Raw genomic sequence first — 13832 nt, forward strand, 5'->3', positions numbered from 1 at the left:
TGGGGATGCTTGCAAGGCCCTGGGTGCTCTCCGCGTTTGACGCACTCGGGCCAGGCTTCGCTAAAGAGTCAGTAAACGGAACAGGGCGATCTTGTTGATCTCCGCCAGCGCGCATTTGAATTCGGTGTCGACCGAGTTGTGAATGCGCGTTTCGAACGCCGCGAGGATCTGATGCCGGTTGCTGCCTTTTACCGCCATGATGAAGGGAAACTTGAACTTGGCCTTGTAGGCGTCGTTCAGCTCGGTGAAGCGCTGAAACTCTTCGGCCGTGCATTGGTGAATACCGGCGCCCGCCTGTTCATTGGTGCTGGCTTCGGTCAGTTGGCCCTGGACGGCAGCTTTGCCGGCCAGGTCCGGGTGAGCGTTGATCAGTGCCAGTTGACTGGTGTGATCGGCGCTCAACAGGATGTCGCTCATGCGCTGGTGCAGGGTTTCGATCTCGTCGATCGAGGCGTCCGCTCCCAGGTCGTAGGCCTTTTCGGCTACCCATGGCGAATGTTCGTAGATGTCGGCGAAGGCTTTGACGAAAGCGTCGCGGCTCAGGCTCGACGGTTGCAGGGTTTGAAAGCGGCTCATTGGGCGGCCCCTTGGTACGGGTGGGTTTCGTGCCAGTGACGCGCGATGTCGACGCGACGGCTGAACCACACCTGTTCATGACTTTTGGCGTATTCGATGAAGCGCTTGAGCGAGGCCAGACGCGCCGGACGGCCGATCAACCGGCAGTGCAGACCGATCGAAAGCATCTTCGGCGCTTCGGCGCCCTCGGCGTACAGTACGTCGAACGCGTCTTTGAGGTATTCGAAGAAATCGTCGCCCTTGTTGAAACCCTGCACCTGGGTGAAGCGCATGTCGTTGGTGTCGAGGGTGTACGGGATCACCAGGTGCGGTTTGCCGGTCGGGTTGTTCGGTTCCCAGTAGGGCAGGTCGTCGTCGTAGGTGTCGCAGTCGTAGAGGAAACCGCCTTCTTCCATCACCAGGCGCCGGGTGTTCGGGCCGGTGCGGCCGGTGTACCAGCCCAGTGGGCGTTCGCCGGTGAGTTCGGTGAGGATGCGGATCGCTTCGAGCATGTGCTCGCGCTCCTGCGCCTCATCCATGTATTGGTAGTCGATCCAGCGGTAGCCGTGGCTGCAGATCTCGTGACCGGCTTCAACCATCGCGCGGATCACATCCGGGTGGCGCTGGGCAGCCATGGCCACGGCGAAGATGGTCAGGGGAATGTCGAATTCCTTGAACAGCTTGAGGATCCGCCAGACGCCGGCGCGGCTGCCATACTCGTAAAGCGATTCCATGCTCATATTGCGCGCGCCTTGTAGCGGCTGGGCAGCGACCATTTCCGAGAGGAAGGCTTCGGATTCTTTGTCGCCGTGCAGAATGTTGCGCTCGCCGCCTTCTTCGTAATTGAGCACGAAGGACAGGGCGATGCGCGCGTTGCCCGGCCAGTGTGGGTGAGGAGGGTTACTGCCGTAACCGATCAGGTCGCGTGGGTAGTCAGCGCTCACTGCAGTCTTCCTTCTTATTCGTTGACAGGTTTGTGTAACGGCCTGCACAGGCTGGCGTCACAGCGATGGGCTGATTGTATACAACTTTATTCGCAATTTGTAAGCCTGAATTTTCGCATTTTTCACCGACTGTCATCTTTTGCTGCTAATGGCGTAAACCTGCAAGAAACCTGCCTGATCAGTCAGCTAATGGATCGCAGGTTCAATAGCCAGGCACTTGGGGGGCATATCAAGGGTAAACACCCGAATGGCGGGGGTGATGCGAAAAATGTCGTTTTTATTGTGTACAATTTTTTTGAAAAGTGTCTTAATCAGTCGCTCGCCGCAACTTTTCGTGCTCCGAATCGGTGCGGTCTCCTTTTTACCTGACTTCGGGAGGCGCGAAGTCTGACTGCTCTTTGCGGCCAGGCGCGCAGAATCAATGGGACGTTTGACAACACACGTTTTGGACGCTGCACACGGTTGCCCGGGCAGCTCGATCAAGGTCGAGCTGTACCGCGTTGAAGGTTCGCACCTGGAATTGGTCGCCAGTGCGATAACCAACAGCGATGGCCGGGTCGATGCGCCGCTGCTGCAAGGCGATGACTACCGCACCGGGGTCTATCAGGTGCAGTTCCACGCCGGCGATTACTACCGCGCCCGTGGCGTGCAACTGCCGGAGCCGGCGTTCCTCGACGTGGTGGTGCTGCGTTTCGGCATCTCCGCCGAGCAGGATCATTACCACGTACCCCTGCTGATCTCGCCTTACAGCTATTCCACCTATCGGGGCAGCTGACCCCCAAGCAGCTGCCCCCACCGGGAAGCGACTGCGCATATAGCTTCTTTGGTCTTTCGCCCGCTCACACTGCGGGCTTTTTTTCGCCTGGAGGAAAGTGTTGTCTGATCTGACGCCTTCGCGAGCAAGCCCGCTCCCACAAGGGGATGCATTCCAAATGTGGGAGCGGGCTTGCTCGCGAAGCTTTTGCTGTCAGCGGCTCAACAGCGACGCAGCACCGGCACCACTGAACAATCCGGCACTCACCCGGTTGAACCAGCTCTGCCCCTTGCCGCTGCGCAGATAGCGCGCCGCGCCATGTGCACCCAGCCCGTAAGCCAGTTTGCAGCACAGGTCGAGCACCACCCAGGTCGCGATCATAATCAGCAACTGCGGCAGAAACGGTTGTTGCGCGCTAAGGAACTGCGGCAGAAACGCGGCGAAAAACAGAATGTCCTTCGGATTGCTCGCGCCCAAGACAAACGCGCGGCCGAACAGCGTGCGGAAACGTGGCACCGGAGCGGCCTGCGGCACTTCGGCGCCGACCGCTGGCTGGCGCGATTGCTGCCAGCTCTGCCAGGCGAGGTAGAACAGGTACAGCGCGCCGACGATTTTCAGGGCGCTGAACAGTTGTTCCGACGCCAGCAGCAGGGCGCCAAGCCCCAGCGCCGACGCACTGAGCAGGCAGATCGAAGCGATCACGCCGCCGAGAAATGCCGGGTAAGAGCGGCGCAAGCCGTAGTTCAGACTGTTGCTGATCATCAGCAATGACAGCGGCCCCGGAATCAGGATCACCACCAGTGCAGCGCCGCTGAACAGCAGCCAGGTTTCCAGACTCATCACTTTGCTCCTTTTTTTGTTGTACTCAAGAATGTGCAAAAGCCCCACCCGCGAGGGTGAGGCTGGTTTGACGCTTGAACCGCGTGACGCTTACAAGAAGATGAACTTGGCGATGAAGATCGCGCAGAGCACCCACAGGCTGACGGAAATTTCCTTGTACTTGCCGGTACCGGCCTTCAACGCCACGTAGGTGATGAAGCCCAGCGCAATGCCATCGGCGACCGAGAAGGTCAGCGGCATCATGATCGCGGTGACAATCGCCGGGATGGCGTCAGTGGCCTCATCCCATTCGATGTGCGCCATGCCGCCCATCATCAGCATCGCGACATAAATCAGCGCACCAGCAGTGGCGTAAGCCGGAATCATCCCGGCCAGCGGTGCGAAAAACATCGCGGCTATAAATAGCACGCCCACGGTGACTGCGGTAAGACCAGTCCGACCACCAGCCGCTACACCTGCGGCACTTTCCACATAGCTGGTGACGGGCGGAACGCCGACCACCGCACCGAAGACGCTGGAGGCGCTGTCGGCTTTCATCGCTCGGGAAAGGTTTTCGATACGGCCGTCAGCGTTGACCAGATTGGCGCGCTGAGCCACGCCCATCAGGGTGCCGGCGGTGTCGAACATGTGTACGAAGAGAAAGGCCAGCACCACGCTGATCATGCTGACGTTGAACACACCGGCGATGTTCATGGCCATGAACGTAGGCGCCAGGCTCGGCGGAGTCGACATGATGCCCGAGTAGTGCACGATGCCCAGGCCCCAACCGGCGAGGGTCACGGTGATGATGCTGATGAGGATCGCACCGAAGACTTTGTGGTAGCTGAGGATCGCGATCATCAGGAAGCAGATCGCCGCCAGCAGCGGGCCGGGTTCACGCAGGGAGCCGAGTTTGATCAGGGTGGCCGGGCTGTCGACGACAATGCCAGCGGTTTTCAGACCGATCAGCCCGAGGAACAGGCCGACGCCAGCGCCCATCGCAAAGCGCAGGCTGACCGGGATGCTGTTGAGCAGCCATTCGCGAATCCGCGAGAAGGTCAGGATCATGAACAGCACACCGGAAACAAACACCGCACCGAGCGCGGTTTCCCAGTTGTAGCCCATGGTGCCGACTACGGTGTAAGTGAAGAAGGCGTTGAGGCCCATGCCCGGTGCCAGGCCCACTGGCCAGTTGGCGTACAGGCCCATCAGCAGGCAGCCGAGCGCGGCGGCGATGCAGGTGGCGACGAAGGCTGCACCGTGATCGATCCCGGCATCGGCCATGATGTTCGGGTTGACGAAGATGATGTAAGCCATGGTGATGAAGGTTGTCAGACCGGCAATCAGCTCGGTCTTCACCGTGGTGCCATGCAAGCTGAGTTTGAAGATGCGCTCCAGCACGCCTGTGCGTAAGGGCGGCGAGAGTTCCAGCGTCGATGCTTCGGATTTGCGGCTTTCCACAGCGAGTACTCCTCAAGAGTTTTATTGTTATTTCCAGGGCCGGACCCATGAGGGGTGGCAGCAGCCCTTTGAGGCATACGCGAATTTGTTGACCATGCGGTCAGGAACTCGCACGCAGTGGATTATGCTTTTGTGTACAAATAAAGCAAATATTGTTTTTGGTTTTGTTTACGAAAGGTCAGGCGATAGGGATATATCGCCCTTGCGTGCCCCTTCGCGAGCAAGCTCGCTCCCACATTTGAAATGCGTTCCACTGTGGGAGCGAGCTTGCTCGCGAAGAGGCCGTCCTATTCAATCGAGAGCTGCCTGAGTTTTTCCCAGCGCCATATTCACCGCCAACCACCCATTCACCGCCGCCTCCCCAGCCTCAGCAAACACCCGCTCGAGCAATTTCACCTGCTCACGCCGCAACGCCTGCTCAAACTTCTCACCTTCAGTAGTCAGCTCCAGCAGGCGCTTACGCTTGTCTGCCTCCGACGCCACGCTTTCCACAAGGTGCATTTCCTGCAACTGGCGCAACGGCATGTTCAGCGCCTGTTTACTCACGCCGAGCAATCCCAGCAATTCCTTCACGCTCAAATTCGGATAACGCGCGATGAAGAACACAATCCGCTGATGCACCCGGGACAGGCCGCGCCGCTCGAGCATTTCATCAGCCTTGGCGGTGAACGCCTGATAGCCGAAGAAAAACGCTTCCATCGCCTGTTGCTGGCTGGCGGGGTTTTTAAGGTCAAGCATGTTGACGTACTCGCTCAAGCTGTCGTAGTTTCAGTCAACCAGTTTGACTCATTTTTCCCAGGCCTCGCTACCGGTGACTCCCATGGCTTTTTCCGAACGTGTTTCGCGCCTTAAAAGTTCTCTGATCCGTGAAATCCTCGCCGCCGCCCAGCGCCCGGAGGTGATGTCGTTCGCCGGTGGCCTTCCCGCCGAAGCCATGCTGCCGAAAGTCGAATGGTCCGAGATGCCGCTGGCGCTGGGTCAGTACGGCATGAGCGAGGGCGAGCCGGCGCTGCGTGAAGCGCTGGCGGCGCAGGCGCGAGCGTTGGGGCTGGAGTGCACGGCGAGTCAGGTGCTGGTGGTCAGCGGTTCCCAGCAGACCCTGGATCTGGCCGCCAAGTTATACATCGACAAAGGCACCGAAATCCTGCTGGAGGCGCCAACCTACCTTGCCGCGTTGCAGATCTTCCAGCTGTTCGGCGCCGATTGCCTGACCGTGCCGCAAGAATCCGACGGCCCCAATCTCGCGCAACTGCGCAGTCGGTTGGAACAGCATCGCCTGGCGTTCATCTACCTGATCCCGACGTTCCAGAACCCCTCCGCCGTGCGCTACAGCGAAGCCAAGCGCGCCGCGGTCGCCGCATTGCTCGATGAATTCGGCGTGACCCTGATCGAAGACGAGCCGTACCGCGAATTGACGTTCGATGGCGGCAGCGCCAAACCGATTGCCGGGCGTTTGCAGAAAGCCAGCTGGATCTACACCGGCACCGTGTCGAAAACCTTGCTGCCGGGTTTGCGCGTCGGCTACCTGATCGCCAGCCCGGACCTGTTCCCGCATTTGCTCAAACTCAAGCAATCGGCAGATCTGCACACTAACCGCATCGGCCAGTGGCAGGCACTGCAATGGATCGGCACGGAAAAATATCAGCAGCACCTGAGCGAACTGCGCGGTTTCTACCGGCAGCGCCGCGATGCTTTCCAGTCAGCGCTGGAAACGCACTTTTCCGATCTGGCGAACTGGAACATGCCGCAGGGCGGGTTGTTTTTCTGGCTGACGCTCAAGCAACCGCTGGATACGCGAACCTTGCTCAACGAAGCGCTGGCCGGTGACGTGGCGTTCATGCCGGGCGAGCCGTTCTTTCCCGAACCGGATAAAAACCTCGGGCACCTGCGTTTGAATTTCAGTCACATCGATCCGGCGCGACTGGATGAAGGGCTTAAACGATTGGCGACGGTATTGAGGCAGGCGCAGATAGATCAAGCGGCCTGAAAAACGAATAAACCGGCTCTAGGGCCGGTTTATTTTTGTCTGGGATTTGCGTTGGCTGGGAGGGCCTCTTCGCGAGCAAGCCCGCTCCCACAATGGGCTGTGGCGTGCACAAAACCTGTGGGAGCGGGCTTGCTCGCGAAGGCGTCAATCAACCCACCACATAATCATCAGACCGCCGCAAACCGCTTATCCAGATAATCAATGATCACCTTGGACTCATACATCCACGTGGTCTGCCCATTCTCTTCAATGCGCAGGCACGGCACTTTGATCTTGCCGCCCTGGTCCAGCAGCGTCTGGCGATCCTGTTCGTTGTTCTTCGCGTCCTTCAGTGCGACCGGCACATTCAGGCGACGCAGCGTACGACGGGTTTTCACGCAGAACGGGCAGGCGTGGAACTGATACAGGGTCAGGCCTTTGGCGGCGGCGTTGACTTGCGCCTGTACCTCGGCCGGGCGCTGTTTCTTGCCCGGGCGAGTGATGAAGTCGATGAAGATGATCAGTTGGCCAAGGCCGACACGAAGCGCTTTTACGAACACGTTGAAAGCCTCACGGTGCAAAGAGAGAAGGGCGCGCAGCTTACCCGATTTTTCACGGACGAAAAAAAACCGGCGATCAACGCCGGTTTTTTTCTGCAGCCGATTACTTGATCAGGCTGAGGAACTCGCTGCGAGTCGCCGCGTTTTCGCGGAACTCACCGAGCATCACCGAAGTGATCATCGACGAATTCTGCTTCTCGACACCGCGCATCATCATGCACATGTGCTTGGCCTCGATCACCACGGCCACGCCCAGCGCACCGGTGACTTGCATCACCGCATCGGCGATCTGCCGGCTGAGGTTTTCCTGGATCTGCAGGCGGCGGGCGTACATGTCGACGATCCGCGCGACCTTCGACAGGCCCAGCACTTTGCCGCTCGGGATGTACGCAACGTGCGCCTTGCCGATGAACGGCAGCAGGTGGTGTTCGCACAACGAGTACAGCTCGATGTCCTTGACCAGCACCATTTCGCTGTTGTCGGAGCTGAACAGGGCACCATTGGTGACCTCTTCGAGCGTCTGTTCATAACCGCGGCAGAGGTACTGCATGGCTTTGGCGGCACGCTTTGGCGTGTCGAGCAGGCCCTCGCGGGAGACGTCCTCGCCCAGTTGGCCGAGAATCGCGGTGTAATTCTGTTCCAGGGACATGAAACTACCTGTGGGGATTTTCGCAAAGGGCAAGGGTACGGTGGCGGACACAACCCTGCAAGTTCGGTGTAACGCGATTATTCGTCGCGGCCTTCCATCATGGTGCGTTTGAGCATCACGTACACCGCGCCGGCACCGCCGTGTTTCGCCTGGCACGAGCAGAAACCGAGCACTTGCGGATGCTGACGCAGCCAGGTGTTGACGTGGCTTTTGATCATCGGCCGCTTGCCGTCCAGGCGCACGGCCTTGCCGTGGGTGACGCGCACGCAGCGGATTTCGAATTTGGTCGCTTCGGCGAGAAACGCCCAGAGGGTCTCGCGGGCTTTTTCGACGTTCATGCCGTGCAGGTCGAGGCTGCCTTCGAACGGGATCTGGCCGATCTTGAGCTTGCGCATCTGGCTTTCCTGCACCCCGTCGCGGGCCCACATCAACTCGTCTTCGGGGCCGACGTCGATCACGAACTGATCGGACAGGCCATCCACGGTGGTGGTGTCGGTGCGCACGGTGGCGGACTGGCGCAGCTTGGCGATCTGCGCGCGGTCAGCCTTGGGTTTGCCAGTGTCGGCTCGGTCGTGCTTGATCGGCTTGACGCCTTGGATCGCACTTTTGAACAGGGAAAAATCGTCGTCTTGCATGTCAGCCTCCGCGAAGGGCGGCCAGTTTACCCAAGTCAAAACAAAACGGCCCGGCAAAAAGCCAGGCCGTGGAGTCAGTCGTGTTTTTTCATCAGGTGCGGGGACATGTTCAGCTCCCGTGATTGCCTGGCGCGACGCCGGCATCGACGCCACAGCGCCACACCGAAATACAGGAACAACAAGCCGACCGCGAGAATGATCGCCGAACCCATCGGCGTGGCATTCAAATCGCCGAGCGCCGGCGGGCGCCCCAGCAGGCTGGCGGCACCGGCCATCGCCAGCAGCACACCGAACGTCGCCAGAATGGCGGCGATCGCTGCGCCGAATCGAAAACGCCAGTTGCTTTGGCCTTTGGGCCGCAAGCGGCGTGCGTCAAATCCATCGGATAACTTCATTCCGACCTTCCTCAATGGGTATCGGCCCTTCGACCGGGAGTTGACCGGGTTGTTCCTGAGGCTAAGGCAATTGAAGCAAATGCGAGGCTTTTGCGGATGAGCGGCGTGCTGAGCCGCTCATCAGAGCAGATCAGATCAGATCTTGAGTCAGGGCAAGGGTGGCGAAGTTGTCGGCCATGATCGCCATTTCCGCTTCCTGCACCACGGCGGCGCTGAGCACGCGGCCCTTGAACGGCAGGTCACGGGTGGCGCAGGCGTCTTCGACCAGGGTGCAACGGAAGCCCAGGTTCTTCGCCGCGCGTACGGTGGTGCTGACGCTGGAGTGGCTCATGAAACCGCAGACGATCAGGTCCAGCGAGCCAAGATTCTGCAAACGGTCGAGCAGTTCGGTGCCGTGGAACGCGCTCGGCAGCAGTTTGCCGATGATGGTTTCGTCACCTTGTGGCTCAAGGCCGGGGATGAATTCGCCGCGTTCGCCCTGCGGGTCGAACAGGCCACCGACGGTGCCGAGATGACGCACGTGCACGATCGGCCGACCGGCTGCACGGGCCGCGGCGACCAGTTGTTTGATGTTCGCGACGGCCGCGTCCATGCCGCTCAGGGCCAGCGGGCCACTGAGGTACTCTTTCTGGGCATCGATGATGACCACGGTGGCATGGCTCAGTGTGGCCGCTGCGTAACCGCGGCCGCTGAGTTGAAACATCGTTTTTGGAACGGACATTCGGGGCTCCTTGGGGTGGGGCTTTTGCGGCATTGTCCTCTGGCTGAGCGGTTCTGTGAACCGCTACCATCGTAGGCAGCGTCGTTACTGGCCTGCAGCCTTGTCAAGTTACACGTTCTGTTCAATAGCTGATGCAAAAAACAGAAAAGTCCTACTGTCGGCCGCGAATGTTTCCCGCGTCGTCGTGACGCGTTTTGGCTGGTAGAATCGCCAGTCGTTTTTCTGGAGTTCTGCCCCGTGATCACTTCCCGACTTCGTACCCTGCGCGACCACATCCGTTGGGCCGTCAGCCGCTTCCATGGGGAGGATCTGTTTTTCGGCCATGGCACCGACAACGCCTGGGATGAAGCCCGGCAGTTGGTGCTCGGTGCCTTGCACCTGCCGTGGGAGATCGCCGACAGCTACCTCGACTGTGCGCTGGAAGACGACGAGCTGGTCAACCTGCAACGCCTGCTCAAGCGCCGCATCGAAGAGCGCATCCCGACTGCGTACCTGTTGGGTGAGGCATGGTTCTGCGGCATGTCGTTCATCGTCGATGAGCGCGTGCTGATCCCGCGTTCGCCGATTGGCGAGCTGATCGAAAACCGCTTCGCACCGTGGATCGGCGACGAGCCGGCACGCATCCTCGACCTGTGCACCGGCTCGGGCTGCATCGGGATCGCCTGCGCCTACGAGTTCCAGAACGCTGAAGTGGTGCTGGCCGATCTGTCGTTCGAAGCGCTGGAAGTGGCCAACCAGAACATCGAGCGCCATGGCGTCGATGAGCGTGTGTACACCGTGCAGGGCGATGGTTTCGATGGCCTGCCGGGGCAGCGTTTCGACCTGATCGTGTCGAACCCGCCGTACGTTGATGCCGAAGATTTCGCCGACATGCCGGACGAATACCAGCACGAACCGGAGCTGGGCCTGGCCTGCGGAGATGACGGTCTGAACCTGGTACGGCGGATGCTCGCCGAAGCGGCGGATCACCTGACCGAGAAGGGGCTATTGATCGTTGAGGTGGGCAACAGCCAGGTGCACGTCGAAGCGCTGTACCCGGAAGTCGATTTTGCCTGGCTCGAATTCGAGCGCGGCGGGCATGGTGTGTTCATGCTGACGGCGGAGCAGTGCCGCGATCATCAGGCCTTGTTCGCTTCCCGCGTCTGACCTGACTGACTTTTGTGGCGAGGGAGCTTGCTCCCGCTGGTCTGCGAAGCAGACCCAAAATATGCAATGACGGTGCACCAGACATACCGCATGTGCATGTTTTACGACTGCTTCGCAGTCGAGCGGGAGCAAGCTCCCTCGCCACAGGTCAACGCTGATTTCAGCGGTGCGTAGCAATCCAGATCAACAATCCTGCCTGAAACACCGCAAACGCCACCAGACAGGTAATGGTAAAGCGCAATCCAGCGTCTTCACGCTTGAACTTGCTGACCTTGTCTTCCTGCTTCTTCAGCTTCACTTCCTGCTCGGCGAGGTTCTGCTCGGCCTGTTGCAGCATCTGCGCTGCTTCGAGAATCTCGACGATCTGCAGCTTCTCGCTGTTCCAGTCGCCCAACAGGTCACCGACCTGTACCTCTTTGACGCTGCCCTTCAAATGCTGGGCATCGGCGTACACCACATCAAAACCGTGCACACGCAAGAAGTGATCGCGACGCAGACGGGTGTCTTCGTTCAGCGCATCCTTGTTGTTCAGGTCCATGCCGTCGACCGTGTAGGCGGGCCAGCGTTTTTTCGCCCAATTGATGCCTTGTGCAGCCATGAAACGACCTATACCACGGTTCAACGGTTCGATCTGCAAACCGCTGTCGGGGCCGAAGTGCACACGTTTGCTGGTGTGATTGACCCACACATCCAGATGGTTCTGCTCTTTGCGCACGCGCTGACCGGGCAGTTTGATCGCCATGCGCATCAGGCTGTGTTCTTTGCTGTTGCGCTCGGCGTAGCCGAACTCGACAAAGCGCAACGGCCGGCCACCGGTGTGACGGTCAGTCTGCAACGGCGCCAGGCGGAGCATCTTGTGGTGCTCGACGCTGACGTCCGCCCATGGCAGCTCGACCGCTGGCGGTGCGTCTTTTTCAGCGGTGGTGTCGGGTGAAGTCGGGGTATCAGTCATAACGGCGAGATCCTGTCCAAGCCCTGCTTGTCGCCAGCCGATACGCTGGCGACAAAGGCTTATCGGCCGTTTTTTGCAGGACTGGAGGGCAAACTACGGTTAACGGTTGCGAATGCCGTCAATAAATTCGATGAGTTTGCCGCCCAGTTCCGCCGCCAGTGGCAAATTGGGGTCCTTATACGAGGCCAATTGCCGCTTCACATCGGCGGGGACGATGCGCATGACGTGGTTCATGCCGTCGATCACCACCAGTTCGGCGTCGGGCTTGGCGGCTTTCAGCGCCTGCGCATCGCCGACGCCGACCTGCATGTCGTTGCTGCCCTGGACGATCAGCGCCGGCATCTTCAGTTGTGCAAAGGCCTTGGCCGGGTCCTGGCGAAACAGCGAAATCAGGTACGGCTGCACGCTCGGGCGGAAGATCGGTTGCAGTGGCGCCGGCACGTTGTCATCGGTGTGACCGGCCTTGAGGCTGTCGAGCAGTTCATTACTGCGCAGCATCAACGGTGGCGGCAGGCTACGGGCTAGTTGTTCGCGGATTACCTGATCCACCGGGCGCGCGCTGCCGGACAGCGAAATCAGCGCAGCGGCGTCGGCACGCGGAGCGGCGAGGGTGGCAATCAGTGCACCTTCGCTGTGACCGAGCAGAATCAACGGGCCGAAACGCGGGTCGTTTTTCAGCTTCTGGCTCCAGGCCACGGCGTCGTCGACGTAGCCTTCCACCGACAGATTGCGCTCGTCAGGTGTGGCCGGCCGGCTCGCAGCCACCCCGCGCTTGTCGTAGCGCACGCTGGCGATGTTGTGTTTGGCCAGCACCCAGGCCAGCCGCTTGAGGCTGTCATTGCGCCCGCCATCGGGGTTATTGCCGTCACGATCTGTAGGACCGGAGCCGGCAAGGATCAGGACAACCGGCACTGGGTTGTCGGATTTTGGCAGCAACAGCGAGCCGAAAAGTTCACCGCTCCCGGTATCCAGAGAGATCGGGCGCTGCAGGACAGTCGCGTGGGCAAAACCGGTAAACAGGGTAAGACTCAAGATCAGAACTCGCAGCATCATCACGCCATCATTCGCCAAGGTGCCGGTTGGACTCACCAACACCACTAAGGTTCGAGGATGAACTACTCGGTTAGCCTGCGTATACTGGCGCGCATCACGAATTCGGGTTTGATTTCACGGAGCGTCCTGCATGTCCGGCAATACCTACGGCAAGTTGTTCACTGTCACCACCGCTGGCGAGAGCCATGGTCCGGCGTTGGTCGCCATTGTCGACGGCTGCCCGCCGGGCCTGGAGATCTCCCTCGAAGACCTGCAGCGCGACCTCGATCGGCGCAAGCCAGGCACCAGCCGTCACACCACCCAGCGTCAGGAAGCCGATGAAGTCGAAATCCTTTCCGGCGTGTTCGAGGGCCGCACCACCGGTTGCTCGATCGGCCTGCTGATCCGCAACACCGACCAGAAGTCCAAGGACTACTCGGCGATCAAGGATCTGTTCCGCCCGGCGCACGCCGACTACACCTACCACCACAAATACGGCGAGCGCGACTACCGTGGTGGCGGTCGCAGCTCGGCGCGGGAAACCGCGATGCGTGTGGCGGCAGGTGCGATTGCCAAAAAGTATCTGGCCAGCCAGGGCATCGTCATCCGCGGCTACATGAGCCAGCTCGGCCCGATCGAAATCCCGTTCAAGACCTGGGATTCGGTGGAACAGAACGCGTTCTTCAGCCCGGATCCGGACAAGGTCCCGGAACTGGAAGCCTACATGGACCAGTTGCGCCGCGATCAGGACTCGGTCGGGGCGAAGATCACTGTAGTCGCCGAAGGCGTGATGCCGGGCCTCGGCGAGCCGATTTTCGACCGCCTCGACGCTGAACTGGCGCATGCGCTGATGAGCATCAACGCGGTGAAAGGCGTGGAAATCGGCGCCGGTTTCGCCTGCGTCGCCCAGCGCGGCACCGAGCATCGCGATGAACTGACCCCGCAAGGTTTCCTCAGCAACAACGCTGGCGGCATCCTCGGCGGCATTTCGTCCGGTCAGCCGATCGTCGCGCATCTGGCGCTCAAGCCAACGTCGAGCATCACCACTCCGGGCCGTTCGATCGACATCCACGGCAATCCGGTCGACGTGATCACCAAGGGCCGTCACGATCCGTGCGTCGGCATCCGCGCCACGCCGATTGCCGAAGCGATGATGGCCATCGTGCTGATGGATCACCTGCTGCGTCATCGTGGGCAGAACGCCGACGTGCGCGTCAGCACCCCGGTGCTGGGTCAGCTTTGA

General features: G+C 60.2%; 16 protein-coding genes. 4 read left to right on the forward strand and 12 right to left on the reverse strand.

Annotation, left to right across the window (positions count from 1 at the left end; all coding sequences use genetic code 11):
- Window positions 1–60 precede the first annotated feature (60 nt).
- On the reverse strand, window positions 61–576 hold the full coding sequence (uraD, locus tag E4T63_RS08805) for a 2-oxo-4-hydroxy-4-carboxy-5-ureidoimidazoline decarboxylase (RefSeq protein WP_135295277.1): 516 nt from the start codon (window positions 574–576) through the stop codon (window positions 61–63).
- A complete protein-coding gene (puuE, locus tag E4T63_RS08810; protein ID WP_096797017.1) occupies window positions 573–1499 on the reverse strand; it encodes an allantoinase PuuE in 927 nt (308 codons plus the stop codon). The genes uraD and puuE overlap by 4 nt, the downstream gene beginning before the upstream one ends.
- A 421-nt stretch (window positions 1500–1920) precedes the next feature.
- Here puuE and uraH point away from each other — a divergent pair, with 421 nt between their 5' ends.
- On the forward strand, window positions 1921–2274 hold the full coding sequence (uraH, locus tag E4T63_RS08820) for a hydroxyisourate hydrolase (RefSeq protein WP_003223171.1): 354 nt from the start codon (window positions 1921–1923) through the stop codon (window positions 2272–2274).
- 192 nt (window positions 2275–2466) lie between these two features.
- On the opposite strand, the gene E4T63_RS08825 is transcribed toward uraH, so the two are convergent.
- From E4T63_RS08825 to E4T63_RS08835, 3 genes are all read right to left on the reverse strand, one after another.
- Window positions 2467–3093 carry a LysE family translocator gene (locus E4T63_RS08825; RefSeq protein WP_003223174.1) on the reverse strand — a complete coding sequence of 209 codons (627 nt, stop codon included), beginning with the start codon at window positions 3091–3093 and terminating at the stop codon, window positions 2467–2469.
- Window positions 3094–3183: 90 nt separating this feature from the next.
- Complete coding sequence (locus E4T63_RS08830) at window positions 3184–4533, reverse strand: NCS2 family permease (RefSeq protein WP_003223176.1); 1350 nt, start codon at window positions 4531–4533, stop codon at window positions 3184–3186.
- Window positions 4534–4824: 291 nt separating this feature from the next.
- On the reverse strand, window positions 4825–5271 hold the full coding sequence (locus E4T63_RS08835) for a MarR family winged helix-turn-helix transcriptional regulator (protein ID WP_135295279.1): 447 nt from the start codon (window positions 5269–5271) through the stop codon (window positions 4825–4827).
- Between the two features lie 82 nt (window positions 5272–5353).
- Between E4T63_RS08835 and E4T63_RS08840 the strand changes: the two genes are divergently transcribed.
- Window positions 5354–6520, forward strand: a complete 1167-nt coding sequence (locus tag E4T63_RS08840; RefSeq protein ID WP_135295280.1) for a PLP-dependent aminotransferase family protein — start codon at window positions 5354–5356, stop codon at window positions 6518–6520.
- 167 nt (window positions 6521–6687) lie between these two features.
- On the opposite strand, the gene E4T63_RS08845 is transcribed toward E4T63_RS08840, so the two are convergent.
- From E4T63_RS08845 to E4T63_RS08865, 5 genes are all read right to left on the reverse strand, one after another.
- The gene (locus E4T63_RS08845; RefSeq protein WP_007960660.1) at window positions 6688–7059 is read right to left on the reverse strand and encodes a glutathione S-transferase N-terminal domain-containing protein; all 372 of its coding nucleotides are present in this window, start codon (window positions 7057–7059) and stop codon (window positions 6688–6690) included.
- A gap of 103 nt (window positions 7060–7162) precedes the next feature.
- The gene (gene folE, locus E4T63_RS08850; RefSeq protein ID WP_003442011.1) at window positions 7163–7708 is read right to left on the reverse strand and encodes a GTP cyclohydrolase I FolE; all 546 of its coding nucleotides are present in this window, start codon (window positions 7706–7708) and stop codon (window positions 7163–7165) included.
- A 77-nt stretch (window positions 7709–7785) separates the two neighbouring features.
- Window positions 7786–8343 carry a Smr/MutS family protein gene (locus E4T63_RS08855; RefSeq protein ID WP_027613336.1) on the reverse strand — a complete coding sequence of 186 codons (558 nt, stop codon included), beginning with the start codon at window positions 8341–8343 and terminating at the stop codon, window positions 7786–7788.
- 74 nt (window positions 8344–8417) lie between these two features.
- Window positions 8418–8738, reverse strand: a complete 321-nt coding sequence (locus E4T63_RS08860; RefSeq protein WP_007914024.1) for a hypothetical protein — start codon at window positions 8736–8738, stop codon at window positions 8418–8420.
- Between the two features lie 130 nt (window positions 8739–8868).
- Window positions 8869–9459, reverse strand: a complete 591-nt coding sequence (locus E4T63_RS08865; RefSeq protein WP_003223193.1) for a cysteine hydrolase family protein — start codon at window positions 9457–9459, stop codon at window positions 8869–8871.
- Window positions 9460–9696: 237 nt separating this feature from the next.
- Here E4T63_RS08865 and prmB point away from each other — a divergent pair, with 237 nt between their 5' ends.
- On the forward strand, window positions 9697–10605 hold the full coding sequence (gene prmB, locus E4T63_RS08870; RefSeq protein WP_086794742.1) for a 50S ribosomal protein L3 N(5)-glutamine methyltransferase: 909 nt from the start codon (window positions 9697–9699) through the stop codon (window positions 10603–10605).
- A gap of 160 nt (window positions 10606–10765) precedes the next feature.
- On the opposite strand, the gene E4T63_RS08875 is transcribed toward prmB, so the two are convergent.
- Together E4T63_RS08875 and E4T63_RS08880 are read right to left on the reverse strand one after the other, a co-directional pair.
- Window positions 10766–11557, reverse strand: a complete 792-nt coding sequence (locus tag E4T63_RS08875; RefSeq protein WP_027613334.1) for a hypothetical protein — start codon at window positions 11555–11557, stop codon at window positions 10766–10768.
- Window positions 11558–11656: 99 nt separating this feature from the next.
- Complete coding sequence (locus tag E4T63_RS08880; protein WP_135295281.1) at window positions 11657–12610, reverse strand: alpha/beta hydrolase; 954 nt, start codon at window positions 12608–12610, stop codon at window positions 11657–11659.
- Between the two features lie 130 nt (window positions 12611–12740).
- On the opposite strand from E4T63_RS08880, the gene aroC reads away from it, so the two are divergent.
- Window positions 12741–13832, forward strand: a complete 1092-nt coding sequence (gene aroC, locus E4T63_RS08885) for a chorismate synthase (protein WP_027613332.1) — start codon at window positions 12741–12743, stop codon at window positions 13830–13832.

The organism is Pseudomonas fluorescens, from assembly GCF_004683905.1.
Classification (GTDB): domain Bacteria; phylum Pseudomonadota; class Gammaproteobacteria; order Pseudomonadales; family Pseudomonadaceae; genus Aquipseudomonas; species Aquipseudomonas putida_A.